Raw genomic sequence first — 17,556 nt, forward strand, 5'->3', positions numbered from 1 at the left:
TTACTCTCACTCGCACTCTCACTCGCACTCTCACTCCAAGTCCCGCTCCCACTCTTGCAGCATCAGGTGTCCAGGTACCTGGCGGTGAAATCGTCGATCCCCATGGGCTTGTCCATCAGGTAGCCCTGCAGGGCGTCGCAGCCCATCTCCAGCAGCAGCTCTCGCTGTCTGGAGGTCTCAACGCCTTCCGCCACCACGCACATGCCCAGTTCATGCCCCAGCTGCACCATGAAGTTCACCATCCGGCGGTTCATCTCGTCGTTCTCGAGATCATTGACGAAGCTGCGATCCACCTTGAGCTCATCGAAGGGCAGGTGCTTGATGTAGGTCAGCGAGGAGAAGCCGGTGCCGAAATCATCCAGTGACAGCCGCAGTCCCAGCGAGCGCAATTCATGCATGCGTGCCACCGTGGCTGGCATGTCGGTCGCGAAGACATTCTCGGTCAGTTCCAGTTGCAGGTATTCAGGGGAGAGGGTGTGCTGGCCGAGCGTTCTGGCGACATTGCTGACGTAGTGCGGTGATTCCAGCTGTTTGACGCTGACGTTGACAGATAGATAGAGCTCGGCGAAACCGGTGCCGTTCTGCCAGCCCGCCAGCAGCCTGCACGCCTGTTCCAGTACCCAGTCGCCGAGGCTGTCGATCAGCTGGCTCTTCTCGGCCAGCGGGATGAATTCATAGGGGGAGATGTTGCCGAACCGAGGATGTCGCCAGCGCAACAGGCATTCAGCGCCGACCAGCTTGAGCCCTCTGTCGAATTGCGGCTGAAGCTCCATGTAAAGCTCTTCGTGCTCGATGGCGCGACGCAGGTCATTTTCCAGCTGCACGGCCCGCTCAAGCTCCACGCGCATGCTGGGGTCAAAGCGCACGGTCTGGTTGCGTCCGGCTTCCTTGGCGCGATACATCGCGATATCGGCGCGGCGAATGAGCTCCTCCGCACTCAGGGCGCGATCATGGAACATGATGCTGCCCAGACTGGCCGAGCTGTGATGATCCAGTGGCTGCGACTGCGGGTCGGAGAGCGTATAGGGCTGGTTGAGCGCCTGCTGCAGACGCTCCATCAGCTCATCCAGCTCACGACAGGCTGCCTGCGGGTCATGGCTCAAGGGCTGTACCAGGATGACGAACTCGTCCCCGCCAAAGCGCGCGACAAGATCCGTCTCCCGTACCTGGCCGGTCAGACGGTGGGCCACTTCGATCAACAGATGGTCGCCGGTGGTATGCCCCAGCAGGTCATTGATCTTCTTGAAGTGATCCAGGTCGATGAAGATGAGCGCCCCGTGAGTGTCTCTGGCGTCCGTGATGATGATCGCCTGCTGCAGCGCATCAATCAGCGTGGCGCGATTGGCCAGCTTGGTGAGAGGGTCGAAGCGACTGTGCTGATGCAGCAGGGCTTCTGATTCGACGATGCGCGTGATGTCGGTGATGGAACCGATCATGCGCAGGGGAGTGCCGTCGTGATCACGCTCGATCACGTCCCCCTTGTCGATGACCCAGACGACATTCCCGTCCCGTGTCAGCATGCGATGGCGATGGTAGTAGGGTGTCCCGCCTTCCAGGCAGTCCTGGATGGCGACCATGACTTCCGGCGTGTCCTCGGGATGCAGCAGGCTGGCGAACTCCTCGAGGCTGTTGTGCAGCTCGTCGTGGGGGACGTTCAGGATCTCGGACCAGCGCCGATTGTGCGTCACGGAGCTGTTGGTGATGTTCCAGTCCCAGAAGCCTTCCAGCGAGGTGTCATAGATATGATCGATATGACGGCTCTTGCGCTCATGCTCACGGACTTCCGCGGTGATGTTGTGCGCCAGCACGGCGACCAGCGGCTTGCCATGAATGTCATGGAAGGGCTGCTTGATGGAGCGGAAATGATTGATCTCGCCGGTGGTGCCGTCGGTGGCATCCTCGAAGACCTGCTCACGCTCGAACTTGCTGAGCACCTGCTCCACGCTGCGGCGGAAGAAGCGGCTCTGCTCGGTATTGCCGGTGTAATGACTGTCGTCGCGTCCGATGATGTCTTCGAGCGTGGTGCCGTAGAAGTCGGTCAGGGTGCGATTGGCGAAGCGAAACAGCCCCTTGGCATCCTTGATGAACAGGATGTCGGGATGGGTGTCGACCAGCGTGCGCAGCAGATGGTTCTCGGCTTGCAGCGCCTCGAGACGTGACGACATGGCCTGCAGTCGTGCATGCAGGCTGTCGTCGTCAGACGCTAGGGTCTCGGTGGAGACTTCTGAATGCGAAGGGTGGCGTCCCTCGGCATCGGAAGGTGCGGCCATGGCGGGTTCCCGGGGCGATGGAGATAGCCTCCAGTCTACGTTGCCGCTCGGTTGAATAGGCAGGGAGGCGGGGTCCTCGCTCAGTCAACGTTCACGCCTGCCGGCCACGCATGGTCAAGCCCCCCGATGACGCCTGGTGTCCTGATGTGTTAGAGGTCTACCTTGTCCTTGTACTCGCAGAGGTCCTCGATCACGCAGCTGCCGCAGCGTGGTTTGCGTGCCACGCAGGTGTAGCGGCCATGCAGGATCAGCCAGTGATGGGCGTCGACCAGAAACTCCTTCGGTACATGGCGCATCAGCTTGTGCTCGACCTCCAGCACGTTCTTGCCCGGCGCGATTCGCGTGCGATTGGAGACGCGGAAGATGTGCGTGTCCACCGCCATGGTCGGCTGACCGAAGGCGGTGTTGAGCACCACGTTGGCGGTCTTGCGGCCCACGCCGGGCAACGCTTCCAGTGCCTCGCGGGTCTGCGGCACCTCACTTCCATGCTGCTCGATCAGCATGCGGCAGGTCTTGATGACGTTCTCGGCCTTGGTATTGAAAAGCCCGATCGTCTTGATGTACTCCTTCAGTCCCTCGACGCCCAGCGCCAGAATGCTCTCCGGGGTATTGGCGACCGGATACAGCCTGGCGGTGGCCTTGTTGACGCTCACATCCGTGGCCTGCGCCGAGAGCAGGACCGCGATCAACAGCTCGAAGGGCGTCGACCACTCAAGCTCCGTGCGTGGCTCTGGATTCTCGTTGCGCAGGCGGGTGAAGATCTCGAGACGTTTCTGGGCGTTCATGGCAGCTCGGTGTCAGGTCGGCGAGGTTCGGTCAGTGTCTGTCTGGAGGAACGCAGCTGGCCTCCAGACAGGGAAAGGCAGACAGGGGAAACAGACAGAATAAAGCAGGCAGGCCTGGGCTCAGGCCCACGTATCAGGAAATCGTGCCGGTGACGCGCACGCGACGCGAGGCCTTGGGCGCATCCACGGCTGCTGCCTTGCGGCGCTGCTCGAGGCGCTCATCGATGGTCTTCTTGCCCGCGATGATCAGTCCCATGCAGAAGAAGGCGCCGGGCGGCAGCACCAGGAACAGGAAGGAGTAGTCCGGGAACAGCGTCAGCTTCCAGTCTGCGGCCACCGGCCCGAGCAGCAGCTCCATGCCCGCAAACAGCGTGCCCTGACCGAACAGCTCGCGCATGCCGCCCAGCAGTACCAGCACGGCCATGAAGCCCAGCCCCATCATCAGCCCATCGGTGGCCGCCGGCAGCACCGGGTGCTTGGCGGCGAAGGCATCGGCACGCCCGAGAATCGCGCAGTTGGTGACGATCAGCGGAATGAAGATGCCCAGAATCTGGTAGAGCTCATAGGTATACGCCTTCATCAACAGCTCAGCGCAGGTCACGAAGGAGGCGATGATCATCACGAAGGCCGGCAGGCGTACCGCCGACGGCACCAGATTGCGGATCAGTGACACCGCCACGTTGGAGCCGACCAACACCAGCAGGGTGGCGAGTCCCAGGCCGATGGCATTGACGACGCTGGCGGTGACGGCCAGCAGCGGACACAGGCCCAGCAGCTGTACCAGCGCCGGGTTGTTGTCCCACAGGCCGTCGCGGCTGATCTTGCCAAGTGAGATATCACTCATGAGGTTCATCTCCGCCGTGTTCAGAAGTCGCTGATGGCGCAAGCGTGCCGTCAGCGGAGGGAGCGTGTGCGGTGTCCTGTGCCTTGGCGGCGCGGCGTGTCGCGGTCAGCGTCTCGCTGTCGCCGGCCAGCAGCGCCGTGCGATGCGCCATGAAGTAGATCAGAGCCTGACGCACGGCCCCCACGACTGCACGCGGGGTGATGGTCGCGCCGGTGAACTGGTCGAAGTCTCCGCCATCCTTCTGCACCTTCCACTCCACCGAGCTGAGCGTCTGGTCGTCGAACTCATGGATCCATCCGGACTTGCGGGCTTCGATCTTGTCGCCCAGTCCCGGGGTCTCGGCGTGCTTGACGGCGCGCACGCCGGCCACGCTGCCATCTGCCCGGATACCGACCAGCAGGCGGATATCGCCGCTGTAGCCCTTGCCGGTGACCACCGGCAGCAGCACTGCGACGGTCTTGCCATCCCGAGTGGCGCGCCAGCCGGTGTCGGCGCTTTCCAGTCCCAGCACCTGGGAGGGCGGCAGGACGAAGGCATCGTCGAGCAGGTCATTGTCGTGCAGTGACGGCGGGATGATCTCGGCAAGCGCGGCGCTCTGGGCGGCACGCTCGTTGTCCGCGATGGTGTCGGCGGTGGTCATCTGGGTGACGGCCACTACGCCGGCGGTGACGATGGCGAACACCGCCAGGCCCGAGGCGGCCCGCGCGATGTTGTGCTTCAGGCCTCGCGCGGCCTGGGCTTGCTGTTCGGGTTGATCCGGCGTCAGGCTCATGCCTTGTCCTCCAGCTTGATGCCGCGACGGGCCTTCTTGTGACCATAGCTGCGGGGCTGCGTGTAGTAATCGATGAACGGTACGCTGAAGTTCATCAGCAGCACCGCAAAGGCGATGGCATCCGGATAGGCACCGAAGGTGCGAATCAGATAGATCAGCACGCCGATACCCGCGCCGTAGTAGAGCTTGCCCTTGTTGGAGGTCGCCGCCGTGACGGGGTCGGTGGCGATGAAGAAGGCACCGAAGATCGCCGCGCCGCATAGCAGGTGGAATAGCGGGCTTGCATGCTGATCGCCCTCCATCAAGAAGAAGATGCCCGAGATCACGCTCAGGCTGCCCAGCATCGCCACCGGGATATGCCAGGTGATCAGGCGACGTGCCAGCAGCACCAGGCCGCCGAGGCCCCAGGCGATGGCGGTCTGCTGCCAGGCCAGCAGGTTGGCGGCGGGCAGCAGGCTCGGGTCGGCCCAGAACTCGCTGCTGGAAAGCTCGCCCTTGTTGCGGAAGGCGTCCAGCGGTGTGGCGCCGGTCAGGGCATCCGGCGTGGCGATCATGCCGAAGAACTGCCTGAGGCTGTCGGCGAAGCCGAGCGTGAAGCCATCGGGGGCCGACCAGCGCGACATCTCGACCGGGAAGGAGATCAGCAGCAGCGCATAGGCGACCATCGCCGGATTGAACGGATTCTGGCCCAGGCCGCCGTAGAGCTGCTTGGCGACCACGATGGCCGCGACCACGCCGGTCAGTACCAGCCACCAGGGGGCCAGCGGCGGCAGCGAGACGGCCAGCAGCACGCAGGTGACGAGCGCCGAGTTGTCCTTGAGGAAGAAGCTGACCGGCCGTCCGCGCAGCTTGAGCAACAGCGCCTCGAGCGCGATGCCGGTCAGGCAGGCGAAGACGAGATTGAACAGCACGCCCCAGCCATAGTGCCAGCAGAGTACGGCGATGCCCGGCAGCGTGGCAGCCAGCACCCAGGCCATCACGCGCGAGGTGGCGGTGGGCCCATGGGCATGGGGAGAGCTTGCGTGCATCAGGCTCATGAGGCGTTCAGATCCTTGCGGTAAATGGACAATGACGTGTGGCGTGCGGTGCAGCGGCCTGCCAAGGGGGCGGTGAAGGAACGCGCGTCACTCATTGCGCGTCCACCAGTGCCTGTACCTCGGCCAGCGACTCGCGGGCGTGTTCCAGATTGCGGTGCGTACGGTCGACCTTGGTGGCCAGTCGCTGGCGGCTTTCGTCATCCGCCTCGCTCAGTGCCGCCTCTGCCTTGCGATGGGCCGCCTCGGCCGCCTTGACCGCGATGGTGACCTGCTTGTGACGCTTGGCGAGGTTCTCGGCGCGCGATGCCTCGATCTCGGCCTGGGAGAGCGTCACGTTGCTGGCCATGCTGCCACGTCCCACCGATCCTGCGGCAGCCTTGGGGGCCTCGGGAATCAATTCACCCGCGCCCTTGGCGGCAGGCGGCGCGACAGTGCCGTCAGCTTGCGCGCTGGTCAGGCGAACCTCGGCGGCGCGCAGGTTTTCCTGTGCGGTGGCCAGCAGGGTCTGCAGGTCCTCGATATCGCCTTCACCGCTTTCGCTGGCGCGAGCCAGCGCCTTCTCGGCCTTCTTGACCGCGATATTGGCGGCTGCACGCGCCGTCTTGAACGCCTTGAGATCGGCAGCCGGCGCTGCGGCTGCAGGGGCAGCGGCGCCTGTCGTGGAGGTGCTTGCCGCCGCAGGGGCAGCTGACTCGCTGGCCGCCTTGAGGTCGGCTTCGGCCTTGGCAAGTCGCGCCCTGGCATCTGTCACGCTGGCCTCCAGCGCCGCGATGTCACCCTCACCGCTATCCTGTGCCGTCTTGAGGGCCTTCTCGGCCTTCTTGACGGCGATGTTGGCGGCGGCACGCGCCGTCTTGAGCGCCTTGAGATCGGCTGCCGGGGCAGCGGCGCCTGTCGTGGAAGTGCTGGCCGGCGCAGGGGCAGCTGACTCGCTGGTCTCGCTGGCGGCCTTGAGGTCGGCTTCGGCCTTGGCCAGTCGGGCCCTGGCGTCCGTGACGCTGGCCTCCAGCGCCGCGATGTCGCCTTCGCCACTGTCTTGCGCCGTCTTGAGGGCCTTCTCGGCCTTCTTGACGGCGATGTTGGCGGCGGCACGCGCCGTCTTGAGCGCCTTGAGGTCGCCAGCCGAAGCTGCGGCAGCTGGGGCTGCGGCGGCGGGGGCGGACGCGCCGGTGGCAGCAGAGGCGGGGGCCGCAGCGGCGGACTCGCTTGCCTCACTGGCGGCCTTGAGGGCGCTCTCGGCGCTGGCAAGCTTGGCCTTGGCCGCGGTCACGTTGGCCTCAAGCGCCGCAAGATCACTGGCGCTGCTCTCGCCACTGTCCTGAGCCGCCTTGAGCGCCTTCTCGGCCTTCTTGAGGGCGATGTTGGCTGCGGCGCGCGCCGTCTTGAAGGCTTTGATATCGGTGGCCGGTGCCGGTTGGGCAGCCGTGGTCGCTGTGGAGGCCGAGGTCGACGTCGTGTCTGCGGTGGCACTGGCATCGGCGCGCGCTGCGGCGGCCTTCTGGGCGGCCTGGGCACGCTGTTGGCGCTTGGCTTCCTTCTCGGCTTCCTCGCGTGCCATGCGCGCCTGCTTGAACTCGAAGCGGTGACGGGCGCGCTCTGACTTGCGCGCCTCGTGCTGGGCGGTACGTATCTCGCCCTTGGCGAAGCGGTAATACTGCACCAGCGGAATCTGGCTGGGGCAGACATAGGAGCAGGCACCGCACTCGATGCAGTCCGCGAGGTTGTAGAGCTCGGCCTTGTCGAACTCGCGAGACTTGGAGAACCAGTAGAGCTGCTGCGGGAGCAGCTCCGCCGGACATGCCTGCTCGCACATGCCACAGCGGATGCAGGGTTGCTCGACAGCAGGGGCCGGCACCGCCTCAGGCGAGGAGGCCAGCAGACAATTGGTGGTCTTGATGATCGGCAGGGCGTCACTCTCGAGGGTGAAGCCCATCATCGGCCCACCCATCACCAGACGGGCGATGCCGCTCGCAGAAGGAGCAGCCAGGCGCAGCAGGTCACCGATGGCGGTGCCCAGGCGGGCCTCGACGTTGTGCGGGTGCTGCAGGGCCTCGCCGGTCAGGGTGACGACCCGCGAGATCATCGGCTCGCCGAAGCACACCGCACGCTGCACCGCGCGCACGGTGCCCGGATTGTGCACCACCACGCCGACATCCGCAGGTAGGCCGCGACTGGGCACTTCGCGGCCCGTCAGCAGCTTGATCAGCTGCTTCTCACCACCGGAGGGGTACTTGGTCGGCACCACCACGACTTCCAGACGTGAATCCAGTGGCGGCAGGCGCTTGTCGGCACGCCGGGCGCGAATCGCCTGCTCCAGCGCGATGACGGCCTCGGGCTTGTTGTCCTCGATACCGATCAGGATGTACTCGGGGCCGATCAGGCTGGCGAGAATCTCGAGCCCTTCGATCAGCGCTTCCGGATGCGTGCGCATGGTCAGGTCGTCGGCGGTGATGTAAGGCTCACACTCCGCCGCGTTGAGGATCAGGGTGTCGATGGCGTGGCGCTCACGCACGCGCGCCTTCACCGCCGAGGGGAAGCCCGCGCCGCCCTGGCCGACCACGCCGGCATCCTGCAGGCGCTGGATCAGGTCCTGGGCTTCCTGCTGGCGCCAGTCGCGCCAGGCCTCAAGGCGCGCCCATTCATCGATCTCGCCGTCACGCTCGATCACGATGCACAGATCTTCCAGGCCCGAGACGTGAGGGATCTGACGCGGCTCGATGGCGGTGACCACGCCGGTGATGCTGGCATGCACTGGCGCGGAGATCATGCCCTGGGCGCGAGCGATCAGCTCGCCGGTCTTCACGCGCTGGCCGATCTCCACCAGCGGCTGGGCGGGCGCGCCGATATGCTGACTGAGCGGCAGTACCACCTCATGGGGCAGCGGGGCGGCCACCAGCGGGGCGCGATTGGAGAGTGCCTTGTGTTCCGGCGGGTGGATGCCGCCGTGGAAGTCGAATACGCGGGGAACGCTGTCACTGCCTGTCGCGCGCGGGGCAGCAGTGCTCGTGGCAGAACGGGACGTCACCATGGACTTGAGCAACGACAGAACCATCAGGCGACATTCCTTGCAGAGGTGGCGGTAGCGCGCTCTTGCGGGGCAGCGTCAGTGACGATCAGGCTGCCGCTGAAGCGGGTATTGTCTCGGGCCGGGCCGGCCGGCTGTGGCCAATGCCAGCTGCGCACGTCGGTGGCGACCGGCACCATGTCGATGCAGTCCACTGGGCAGGGCTCGACGCACAGGTCGCAGCCGGTGCATTCGTCGGCGATCACGGTGTGCATGTGCTTGGCGGCGCCCAGGATGGCGTCCACCGGGCAGGCCTGGATGCACTTGGTGCAGCCGATGCATTCGTCTTCGCGAATCACCGCCACCTTGGGGGTGTTGTCGGCATCGCCATCCAGCGGCGTGGCCTCGCGACCCAACAGGTCGGCCAGCGAGGCGATGGTGCTCTCGCCACCCGGTGGGCACTTGTTGATCTCGTCCCCCTCGGCGATGGCCTGGGCATAGGGCTTGCAGCCCGGATAGCCGCACTGGCCGCACTGGGTCTGCGGCAGCAGCTGGTCGATCTGCTCGACGATGGGGTCGCCCTCGACCTTGAAGGCCACCGAGGCGAAGCCGAGCAGGCCACCGAAGACTATCGCCATGGCCACCAGCGCGATGATGGCGGAGATCAGCGTATGGTCGTTGAGGAAATCGAGCATGTCAGATCTGCACCAGTCCGGAGAAGCCGAGGAAGGCCAGCGACATCAGGCTGGCGGTGATCATCGCGATGGCCGGGCCCTGGAAGGGGCGTGGCACATCGGCGAAGGCCAGGCGCTCACGCATGGCGGCGAACAGCACCAGCACCAGCGAGAAGCCCACGGCCGCACCGAAACCGTAGAGCGTGGCTTCCATGAAGCTTGAATTGCGGTTCAGGGTCAGCAGCGCCACACCGAGCACCGCACAGTTGGTGGTGATCAGCGGCAGGAAGATGCCTAGCACCTGGTAGAGCAGCGGACTGGTCTTCTTGACCACCATCTCGGTGAACTGCACCACCACGGCAATCACCATGATGAACGCGATGGTGCGCAGGTACTCAAGCCCCAGCGGCGCGAGGATGAAGTGGTAGGTCAGGTAGGCGCACATCGAGGACAGAGTGAGCACGAAGGTGGTGGCCAGCGACATGCCCATCGCCGACTCCAGCTTGTTGGAGACCCCCATGAACGGGCACAGGCCGAGGAACTGAACCAGCACGAAATTGTTGACCAGGATGGTGCTGATCAGGATAAGAAGGTATTCACTCATCAGGGGCGTCGCTCGGTCAGGGTGTTTCGAAGGCGCTCTGGTGTACGGTCGACAGGCATGACGCTGCGCTAGCAGAAGATCATGGCGCGTCGCTGTCGTGCGCAGTCAGGATGCGGCACGTCAGGAAGGAGCGTCGAGCGCGGCAGCATTATACGCAAGATACTGCCTGCCGACAGCCTGTAGCGTGGCAATCAAGGCGCAGTGTTGCCAGTGTGAGACGGCCATTGTTTCGTGTTTTGCTTGGCTCTTGAAGTAATAAAGAAGAATTCCTTTATTACTTTTTATGATTCTGGCGTTGCCAGTGTCTTTTCATCCTCAAGGGATTGCACAAGGAGTGGGATATGCGTCGATCGGGTTCGCGCGGCAGGCGGCCGTTGTGGGTCATTGTCATCGTGGTCATCCTGGCGGGAATTTCCCAGCTGACGGGCAATGGCAACCTTTCGCTCACACAGTGGTGGAGCGACTTCCGTTCACCGCAGACCACGCAGGAACAGGGCACCGGCTCCGCGGATGAGCAGCGCCTGCGCGATGCCATCCGCGCGCAGCAGAGTGATGTGCAGGTGCGCGGCACGGGGGAGGTGATACGCCTGCTTCGGGATGATCTCAAGGGCAGTCGTCATCAGAAATTCCTGATTCGAGTGGCAGGCGGGACCACCATTCTGGTGGCGCATAACATCGATCTCGCGCCGCGTATCGACAGTCTTCAGGTCGGGGATCGCATCGGCTTCTACGGGGAATACGAGTGGACCGACAAGGGCGGCGTGATCCACTGGACGCATCATGATCCCGGTGGGCGCCATGTGGATGGCTGGCTGGAGCATGCCGGTCGCCGTTACGAGTGATCGTGATGCTGCCGAGTCCTGAGCCAGATGCCTGAACGACGACGCCCCGCCAGAGACTCTCTGGCGGGGCGTCGTGCTGAAGAGGCTTCAGCGAGGCTGAATCAGCGGATCAAGTGACGCGCTGACCCGGCTTGGCACCGGTGTGCGGCTCCAGCAGGTAGATGCCTTCGTCGTCACCGGCGGCCAGCACCATGCCTTCGGAGACACCGAAGCGCATCTTGCGCGGTGCGAGGTTGGCGACCATTACGGTCAGGCGGCCTTCCAGGGCTTCCGGCGCGTAGGCGGACTTGATGCCGGAGAATACGGTGCGCGTCTCGCCGCCGATATCCAATGTCAGCTTGAGCAGCTTGGCCGCCTTCTCGACGTGCTCCGCCTTGACGATCTTCGCCACGCGCAGGTCGGTCTTCATGAAGGTGTCGAAGTCGATCTCCTCGGCGATCGGATCGGCGTCGAGCGGGCTCGGCGCGACGGCAGCTTCCGCCTTGGCGGTGCCGTCCTTGATCTTCTGCTCCTCGACCAGCACTTCGCGCGAGGCTTCGAGCATCTTGTCGATGCGCTCCGGCTCGACACGGGTCAGCAGCGGCTTGAACTTGTTGATGGCATGATCGCTCAGCACGCTTTCGCGGCTGGCCCAGTCCAGGCTCTCGAGGTTCAGGAAGTCGCGCGCCTTGTCGGCCAGCTCCGGAATCACCGGCGCCAGATAGACCATCAGCTGGCGGAACAGGTTGATGCCCACGGAGCAGACGTCGAGCACTTCCTGCTCGCGGCCGTCTTCCTTGGCCATCGCCCACGGCGCCTTGTCGGCGATGTAGGTGTTGGCTTCATCGGCCAGCTCCATCACCTTGCGCATGGCGCGGGCGAATTCACGGGCCTCGAAGTCCGCCGCGATGCCTTCGCCAGCGGCGATGAAGCGCTCGACCAGCTCCGGCTCGGCGCAGGTGGCGGACAGCTTGCCGTCGCCCAGCTTCTTGACGAAGCCGGCACAGCGGCTGGCGATGTTGACCACCTTGCCGACCAGGTCGGAATTCACGCGGGCGGTGAAGTCCTCGAGGTTGAGGTCGAGATCATCGACGCCGGAGGTCAGCTTGGCGGCGAAGTAGTAGCGCAGGTATTCCGGGTTGAGGAACTGCGCGTAGGTGTCGGCCTTGATGAAGGTGCCGCGCGACTTGGACATCTTGGCGCCGTTCACGGTCACGAAACCGTGGCAGTTGACGCCGGTCGGGGTGCGCATGCCGGCACCTTCCAGCATCGCCGGCCAGAACAGGGCGTGGAAGTAGACGATGTCCTTGCCGATGAAGTGATAGACCTCGGCGTCGGAATCGGCCTTCCAGTAGCTGTCGAAGTCGATGCCCTGCTTCTCGCACAGGTTCTGGAAGCTGGCCAGATAGCCGATCGGCGCGTCCAGCCACACGTAGAAGTACTTGCCCGGCGCGTCCGGAATCTCGAAGCCGAAGTACGGTGCATCGCGGGAGATGTCCCACTCGGCCAGACCCGCCTCGAACCATTCCTGCAGCTTGTTGGAGATCTGGCTCTGCACGCGGCCGCTCTTGGTCCACTGCTGCAGGAACTCGGCGAAGTTCGGCAGCTTGAAGAAGTAGTGCGTGGAGGTGCGCATTTCCGGGGTAGCACCGGAGATGGCCGAGACCGGATTGATCAGCTCGGCCGGGGTGTAGGCCGCGCCGCAGGCTTCACAGTTGTCGCCGTACTGGTCTTCGGTCTTGCACTTCGGGCAGGTGCCCTTGATGAAGCGGTCGGCGAGGAACAGGCCCTTGACCGGGTCGAACATCTGCTCGATATCGCGGGTGGCGATATGGCCGGCATCACGCAGCGCCAGATAGATGCGCTCGCTGTGGGCGCGGTTCTCCGGCGAGTGGGTGGAGTGGTAGTTGTCAAAGTCGACACCGAACTTGGCGAAGTCGGCCTGGTGCTCGTCACTCACGCGCTGGATCAGCTGCTCGGCGGTGACGCCTTCCTGCTCGGCACGCAGCATGATGGCGGTACCGTGGGCGTCATCGGCGCACACGTAATGGCATTCGTGGCCACGACTTTTCTGGAAGCGTACCCAGATGTCGGTCTGGATGTACTCAAGCAGGTGACCCAGGTGGATCGACCCATTGGCATAGGGCAGGGCACTGGTGACCAGAATCTTGCGCGCTGACATGAGGCCTCGTCTTGACGGTAAAGGGCGCCTGCTGCGTGAAGGGCAGCGGCTCGCCGGAATGACACGTGATAGGGGCGAACGCATCGCCCCGTCGGGATGAGCGCTACTATATCGCGAAGGTGCGGGCGGCGCGAAGGGCGCGTCGCGTCACCAGCAACGCCGCCATGCGCAACTGTGCGGTTGCATCCCTTCCCGGCGCCCTCATGAAGGATGCTATACGCCACTTTTCCCGTTTCTGGAGGTCAGCATGGCAGCTCAACTATCCGTCGCCGGTCAGATCAATCGTCTCATCCGTCAGGTGATGATGCCCGGCAGCAACGCGCGCCCCAACGATGAACCTGGCCCCGAACTTGCGATGGCCGTGCTGATGTTCGAGGTGGTGCGCGCCGATGACCACCTCGACGTGCGCGAGCGAGAAGCGCTTGCACGCCAGCTGGCCGAGCGTTTCTCGCTGGAGAAGGATGAGCTTGCCAGCCTGTTGTCCCAGGCCGAACAGGATGCCGAACAGGCCACGGATCACTACCGCTTCGTCAAGCAGCTCAACGAGCACATGAGCCTTGAGGAGCGCACCGAGCTGATCGGCATGCTCTGGGAGCTGGCGTACGCCGATGGCGAGCTGGATGCCCATGAGGAGCATCGCATCCGCCGGCTTGCCGGACTGCTGCACGTCAGTCACAGCGAATTCATCCGTACCAAGCTAGCGGCCCAGCCGGACAAGTAAGCGCAGCCGCTCTCATGCAGACGCCCCCGCTGCCAATGGCAACGGGGGCGTCGTGTTTCCGACTTGTGGTCGCAGTGTCGGTTGGCTCTCAACAGCGGTCATCCAGCAGCAGCGGCTCGCGCTCAGTTGCGATAGAACAGGTGCTGACCGATGCGCGCGGTGCGCACGAAGCGCTTGGCCCAGTAGGGCGTGGCGTAGCGGGCGTGGAAGTAGAGCGCGCCGTCGGTGACGTCTTCCAGCTGATGGTTGAGCGCCTGCCGAGCCACGTCGCGTGCCTCGGCGTAGGCTTCCGGCTCGCGAATCCTGTCGGAACGCCCGTCACACCACCAGGAGAACTGGCAGCTGCCGCTCTCGCCGCCCTGCTTGACCACGCCACAGAGGCTGTCGGGGAAGCGCGGGTCGGCGGCGCGATTGATCACCACGTTGACGATGCCCTGCATGCCGCTTCGGCCTTCGCCCTTGGCTTCCCAGTAGGCGGCGCGCGCCAGACAGGTCAGCGGGTCGTCCACCGGTCGCTGGCCATTGGGGTCGATGGCGCGGGCGCCGGCCTTGGTCAGCAACAGCTCATCGGGGATGTCGTCCTGGCCTCGCACCAGCAGGCTCTCGAGGCGCTCGGCCTTGGCGGCGGCGCTGACGGCATTGGCAGCGGCAGGGGTGTCCGAGGCCTGTGGCGCCGAGCAGCCAGCCGCCAGCGTCAGCCCCGCGACAAGCAGCAGATGACGCAGTCCACGCAGCGTGGCGTGGCGGTCGATGCCGGCAATGCCGCGGCGCGGTGCCGGGGGTGTAGCGTGGGCACGCACGGGGTGCGCGGATGTCGATGGACGCATGCAGTTTACCTGTAGACATGTCCTGTAGGCTTGGGGTGGTGTGCCAATCTAGGCAGTGACACAGGCATCCCCCGGCGTGATGACCCTTCGGGCGCGATCGAGCAGTGATGGTCGCATGAGGGCGAGTCGCGCAGACGCGCCATCTTGCCCGATGTCATTCGTTCGATGCCCCTTGTCGGCTTCAACGCAACTCTGACGCAGCTCAGACGACGACAGTCGGGAAGAGTTCCCTGCCGCCATTGAATCACGCCGGGCGGCGGCGGGCATTCTCCCGTGTCATCGCGCCGGCATGTCGTTATCATGGCCGGTCTTCGTGATTGTCCATCGTGCATCACACTTCGTCATCCTGCGCTGGTGCGTGCCATTACCTCCGGTCGCTAGCGTCGCTGTCCTTGAGAGTTTCCATGACTGAACCCGTCCGTCTATCCAAGTTCCTGGCCCATCAGCAGGGCATTTCACGTCGTGAAGCCGAGCATCTCATCGCCCAGGGGGTGGTGCGAGTCGCGGGCGAAGTCGTCGAGGCGCCGTTCTTCAAGGTCACGGATGAGGAGGTCACGGTCGATGAGGGCGCCAGCATGGAGCCCATCGCGCCGATGACTCTGGTGTGGTATCGCCCGCCGGGCGCTCCGCTGCCGGACCCGCTCACCCTGCGTGACGGCGCGCCGCGCAGTGCGCTGGACAACAGTGGTGCCGACTGGCTCAAGGTGCATTTCCTGTCCCAGCAGCCGCTGGCGGAGCTGGCCGAGGACGAGTCCGGTCTCGCGGTGTGGTCACAGAATCGTGGTGTGATCCGCAAGCTCGGTGATGACCTGGACCAGCTGGAGCAGGAATACGTCGTCGAAGTGGAAGGCACGCTGGATGATGAAGGCCTCAAGCGTATCGGCTTCGCGCTGTGCGCCGACATCCGTGGCCGCAAGCCCAAGATCAGCATCAGCTGGCAGAGTGATACCCGTCTGCGCATCGCCATGAAGCGCGTGCCGGTGGGCGGTATCCGTGGCGCGGTTGAGGAGCAGGGCCTCAAGGTCATCGAGGTGCGCCGCCTGCGCCTGGGCGCGATCCTGCTGGGCCGCATGGCACCGGGCGAGTGGCGTTTCCTGCCGGTCGACGTGCGTTTCTGATCATGGTTCATCGGGTCATGACTCCTCGAGGCATGTCCCATCGGCTTGGCCCGTATCGCGGTGGCAGGCATACTGTGCCCATCGTGTTCCACGGCTTTTTTCGCTGACAGTTCAGACGTCTGCGCCTGCTGCGTTGACCGCACGGCGCAGGCCGTCACAGGAGTTTCAAGATATGGAAGGTATCAAGCACATCGTGGCCGTCGCCTCCGGCAAGGGTGGCGTCGGCAAGTCCACCGTGACGGCCAATCTGGCACTGGCGCTGGCTCAGGAAGGTCTCAAGGTCGGCCTGCTGGACGCCGACATCTACGGGCCGAGTCAGGCGCAGATGTTCGGCGTGCCGACCGGTCAGCGTCCGGAGATGGCCGGTGAGCAGGTCTTCAGCCCCATCGAGGCCCACGGCATCAAGACCATGTCGATGGCCTATCTGGTCGACGTGAAGGACCCGATGGTCTGGCGTGGCCCGATGGTCGCGGGTGCCTTCCAGCAGCTGCTCAACCAGACTGCCTGGGGAGAGCTGGACGTGCTGTTGATCGACATGCCGCCGGGCACCGGTGACATCCAGCTGACCCTGTCACAGAAGGTGCCGGTCTCCGGGGCTGTCATCGTCACCACGCCGCAGGATATCGCGCTGCTGGATGCCCAGAAGGGCATCGAGATGTTCCGCAAGGTCAAGGTGCCGGTGCTGGGCGTGGTCGAGAACATGAGCACGCATACCTGCAGCCAGTGTGGCCACAGTGAAGCGGTCTTCGGTGCCGGTGGCGGTGAGCGCATCGCCGAGGAATACCAGACTCGTCTGCTGGGCCAGCTGCCGCTGACCCTGAGCATCCGCGAGAATGCCGATGGTGGTCGTCCCAGCGTGATCGCGGAGCCGCAAGGCGAGGTGGCCAAGTGCTTCTTCTCCATCGCGCGTCAGGTCATCGAGACCCTGGACACTGCCGAGGCGGACGAAGGCCCGAGCATCAGCTTCAGCTGAGCCTGAGCCGACACGCCGCCGTCGCCTCGTCGCGAGGTTTCCAGCGGCGCAGCGGGCCGGTATCATGCTGGCCCGCGTTTCATGGCGCTCACGCGTCTCTCCCCCATCAGTCAGTCAGGTACGCTCGATGAGCATCAAATCCGACAAGTGGATCCGTCGCATGGCCGAAAGCCACGACATGATCGAACCCTTTGAGCCCGATCAGGTGCGCTTTCACGATGAGCGCCGTGTGATTTCCTACGGCACCTCCAGCTACGGCTACGACGTGCGCTGCTCGGATGAGTTCAAGGTCTTCACCAACATCCATTCGGCGACGGTGGACCCCAAGCACTTCGACGAGAAGAGCTTCGTGGACGTGAAAGGCGATTCCTGCGTGATTCCGCCCAACTCCTTCGCGCTGGCCCGTACCATCGAGTACTTCCGCATTCCGCGTAACGTGCTGACCATCTGCCTGGGCAAGTCCACCTATGCGCGCTGCGGCATCATCGTCAACGTGACGCCGCTGGAGCCGGAGTGGGAAGGGCACGTCACCCTCGAGTTCTCCAACACCACCAACCTGCCGGCGCGCATCTACGCCAACGAAGGCGTGGCGCAGATGCTGTTCCTCGAGTCCGACGAAGTCTGCGAGACCAGCTACAAGGATCGCGGTGGCAAGTACCAGGGCCAGCGTGGCGTGACACTGCCGCGTACCTGAGGCACCGGTAGCGGTACTGCTTCCGCTGCCAGCCGCGCCTGTGATTGCCGAAAGCGCCTCCCCCGGGAGGCGCTTTTTCTTTGCGCGAACGCAGGCGAGATCCGTCGCGGATGTGCTCGCTGCTTGCTGCTTGCGAGCCGAAGCATTAGTCGGAAGTTGAACAAAACAATCGATTCAATCACTTGTTTTATTGCCTATGCTTGTCTGCAGGCCACCCCAGAGTGGCTGCA

Annotated in this window: 15 protein-coding genes; 5 read left to right on the top strand and 10 right to left on the bottom strand. The window is 64.3% G+C overall.

The annotated features are described in order from the left end of the window. Nucleotides 1-62 precede the first annotated feature (62 nt). The 8 genes from QD228_RS14195 to rsxA all read right to left on the bottom strand — a co-directional run bounded on the left by QD228_RS14195 (nucleotide 63) and on the right by rsxA (nucleotide 9,990). Nucleotides 63-2,270, bottom strand: coding sequence for an EAL domain-containing protein (locus tag QD228_RS14195; protein ID WP_176494416.1), 2,208 nt, complete (start codon nucleotides 2,268-2,270; stop codon nucleotides 63-65). 149 nt (nucleotides 2,271-2,419) lie between these two features. Next, on the bottom strand, nucleotides 2,420-3,055 hold the full coding sequence (gene nth / locus QD228_RS14200; protein WP_279875924.1) for an endonuclease III: 636 nt from the start codon (nucleotides 3,053-3,055) through the stop codon (nucleotides 2,420-2,422). Between the two features lie 133 nt (nucleotides 3,056-3,188). Then, on the bottom strand, nucleotides 3,189-3,899 hold the full coding sequence (locus tag QD228_RS14205) for an electron transport complex subunit E (RefSeq protein ID WP_084208213.1): 711 nt from the start codon (nucleotides 3,897-3,899) through the stop codon (nucleotides 3,189-3,191). Next, a complete protein-coding gene (rsxG, locus tag QD228_RS14210) occupies nucleotides 3,892-4,671 on the bottom strand; it encodes an electron transport complex subunit RsxG (RefSeq protein ID WP_279855250.1) in 780 nt (259 codons plus the stop codon). Before rsxG ends, QD228_RS14205 begins: the two co-directional genes overlap by 8 nt. Continuing rightward, entirely contained in the window at nucleotides 4,668-5,708 is a 1,041-nt protein-coding gene (gene rsxD, locus QD228_RS14215) for an electron transport complex subunit RsxD (RefSeq protein ID WP_077374202.1), read from the bottom strand. The genes rsxG and rsxD overlap by 4 nt, the downstream gene beginning before the upstream one ends. 91 nt (nucleotides 5,709-5,799) lie before the next feature. Then, nucleotides 5,800-8,760 (bottom strand): electron transport complex subunit RsxC, encoded by a 2,961-nt coding sequence (gene rsxC, locus QD228_RS14220; protein ID WP_279875925.1) that lies wholly within the window; start codon nucleotides 8,758-8,760, stop codon nucleotides 5,800-5,802. Next, complete coding sequence (gene rsxB / locus QD228_RS14225; protein ID WP_176494413.1) at nucleotides 8,760-9,407, bottom strand: electron transport complex subunit RsxB; 648 nt, start codon at nucleotides 9,405-9,407, stop codon at nucleotides 8,760-8,762. Before rsxB ends, rsxC begins: the two co-directional genes overlap by 1 nt. Before the next feature lies 1 nt (nucleotide 9,408). Then, a complete protein-coding gene (gene rsxA / locus QD228_RS14230) occupies nucleotides 9,409-9,990 on the bottom strand; it encodes an electron transport complex subunit RsxA (protein ID WP_077374196.1) in 582 nt (193 codons plus the stop codon). 341 nt (nucleotides 9,991-10,331) lie between these two features. On the opposite strand from rsxA, the gene QD228_RS14235 reads away from it, so the two are divergent. Continuing rightward, the gene (locus tag QD228_RS14235; RefSeq protein WP_279875926.1) at nucleotides 10,332-10,832 is read left to right on the top strand and encodes a DUF3465 domain-containing protein; all 501 of its coding nucleotides are present in this window, start codon (nucleotides 10,332-10,334) and stop codon (nucleotides 10,830-10,832) included. 109 nt (nucleotides 10,833-10,941) lie between these two features. Here the strand turns inward: QD228_RS14235 and metG are convergent, their stop codons facing one another. Next, nucleotides 10,942-12,993, bottom strand: a complete 2,052-nt coding sequence (gene metG, locus QD228_RS14240) for a methionine--tRNA ligase (protein WP_279875927.1) — start codon at nucleotides 12,991-12,993, stop codon at nucleotides 10,942-10,944. Between the two features lie 247 nt (nucleotides 12,994-13,240). Between metG and QD228_RS14245 the strand changes: the two genes are divergently transcribed. Then, entirely contained in the window at nucleotides 13,241-13,714 is a 474-nt protein-coding gene (locus QD228_RS14245; RefSeq protein WP_077374187.1) for a TerB family tellurite resistance protein, read from the top strand. Between the two features lie 122 nt (nucleotides 13,715-13,836). On the opposite strand, the gene QD228_RS14250 is transcribed toward QD228_RS14245, so the two are convergent. Then, nucleotides 13,837-14,541 carry a cell wall hydrolase gene (locus QD228_RS14250; protein WP_084208219.1) on the bottom strand — a complete coding sequence of 235 codons (705 nt, stop codon included), beginning with the start codon at nucleotides 14,539-14,541 and terminating at the stop codon, nucleotides 13,837-13,839. Nucleotides 14,542-14,945: 404 nt separating this feature from the next. Here QD228_RS14250 and QD228_RS14255 point away from each other — a divergent pair, with 404 nt between their 5' ends. From QD228_RS14255 to dcd, 3 genes are all read left to right on the top strand, one after another. Next, entirely contained in the window at nucleotides 14,946-15,659 is a 714-nt protein-coding gene (locus QD228_RS14255; RefSeq protein WP_279875928.1) for an RNA pseudouridine synthase, read from the top strand. Between the two features lie 133 nt (nucleotides 15,660-15,792). Then, nucleotides 15,793-16,632, top strand: a complete 840-nt coding sequence (gene apbC, locus QD228_RS14260) for an iron-sulfur cluster carrier protein ApbC (RefSeq protein ID WP_279875929.1) — start codon at nucleotides 15,793-15,795, stop codon at nucleotides 16,630-16,632. Between the two features lie 127 nt (nucleotides 16,633-16,759). After that, nucleotides 16,760-17,326, top strand: a complete 567-nt coding sequence (gene dcd / locus QD228_RS14265; RefSeq protein WP_043334107.1) for a dCTP deaminase — start codon at nucleotides 16,760-16,762, stop codon at nucleotides 17,324-17,326. The last annotated feature ends 230 nt before the right edge of the window (nucleotides 17,327-17,556 follow it).

The sequence above is a fragment of the Cobetia sp. 3AK genome (assembly GCF_029846335.1).
GTDB lineage: Bacteria > Pseudomonadota > Gammaproteobacteria > Pseudomonadales > Halomonadaceae > Cobetia > Cobetia marina.

Excerpts from the sequence above, each read along its gene's own strand:
- QD228_RS14250 (WP_084208219.1), bottom strand. The coding sequence starts at position 14,541 with ATGCGTCCATCGACATCCGCGCACCCCGTGCGTGCCCACGCTACACCC.
- QD228_RS14205 (WP_084208213.1), bottom strand. The coding sequence starts at position 3,899 with ATGAGTGATATCTCACTTGGCAAGATCAGCCGCGACGGCCTGTGGGAC.
- rsxB (WP_176494413.1), bottom strand. The coding sequence starts at position 9,407 with ATGCTCGATTTCCTCAACGACCATACGCTGATCTCCGCCATCATCGCG.
- QD228_RS14235 (WP_279875926.1), top strand. The coding sequence starts at position 10,332 with ATGCGTCGATCGGGTTCGCGCGGCAGGCGGCCGTTGTGGGTCATTGTC.
- rsxC (WP_279875925.1), bottom strand. The coding sequence starts at position 8,760 with ATGGTTCTGTCGTTGCTCAAGTCCATGGTGACGTCCCGTTCTGCCACG.
- metG (WP_279875927.1), bottom strand. The coding sequence starts at position 12,993 with ATGTCAGCGCGCAAGATTCTGGTCACCAGTGCCCTGCCCTATGCCAAT.
- rsxD (WP_077374202.1), bottom strand. The coding sequence starts at position 5,708 with ATGAGCCTGATGCACGCAAGCTCTCCCCATGCCCATGGGCCCACCGCC.
- nth (WP_279875924.1), bottom strand. The coding sequence starts at position 3,055 with ATGAACGCCCAGAAACGTCTCGAGATCTTCACCCGCCTGCGCAACGAG.
- rsxA (WP_077374196.1), bottom strand. The coding sequence starts at position 9,990 with ATGAGTGAATACCTTCTTATCCTGATCAGCACCATCCTGGTCAACAAT.
- QD228_RS14255 (WP_279875928.1), top strand. The coding sequence starts at position 14,946 with ATGACTGAACCCGTCCGTCTATCCAAGTTCCTGGCCCATCAGCAGGGC.
- rsxG (WP_279855250.1), bottom strand. The coding sequence starts at position 4,671 with ATGAGCCTGACGCCGGATCAACCCGAACAGCAAGCCCAGGCCGCGCGA.
- QD228_RS14195 (WP_176494416.1), bottom strand. The coding sequence starts at position 2,270 with ATGGCCGCACCTTCCGATGCCGAGGGACGCCACCCTTCGCATTCAGAA.
- dcd (WP_043334107.1), top strand. The coding sequence starts at position 16,760 with ATGAGCATCAAATCCGACAAGTGGATCCGTCGCATGGCCGAAAGCCAC.
- QD228_RS14245 (WP_077374187.1), top strand. The coding sequence starts at position 13,241 with ATGGCAGCTCAACTATCCGTCGCCGGTCAGATCAATCGTCTCATCCGT.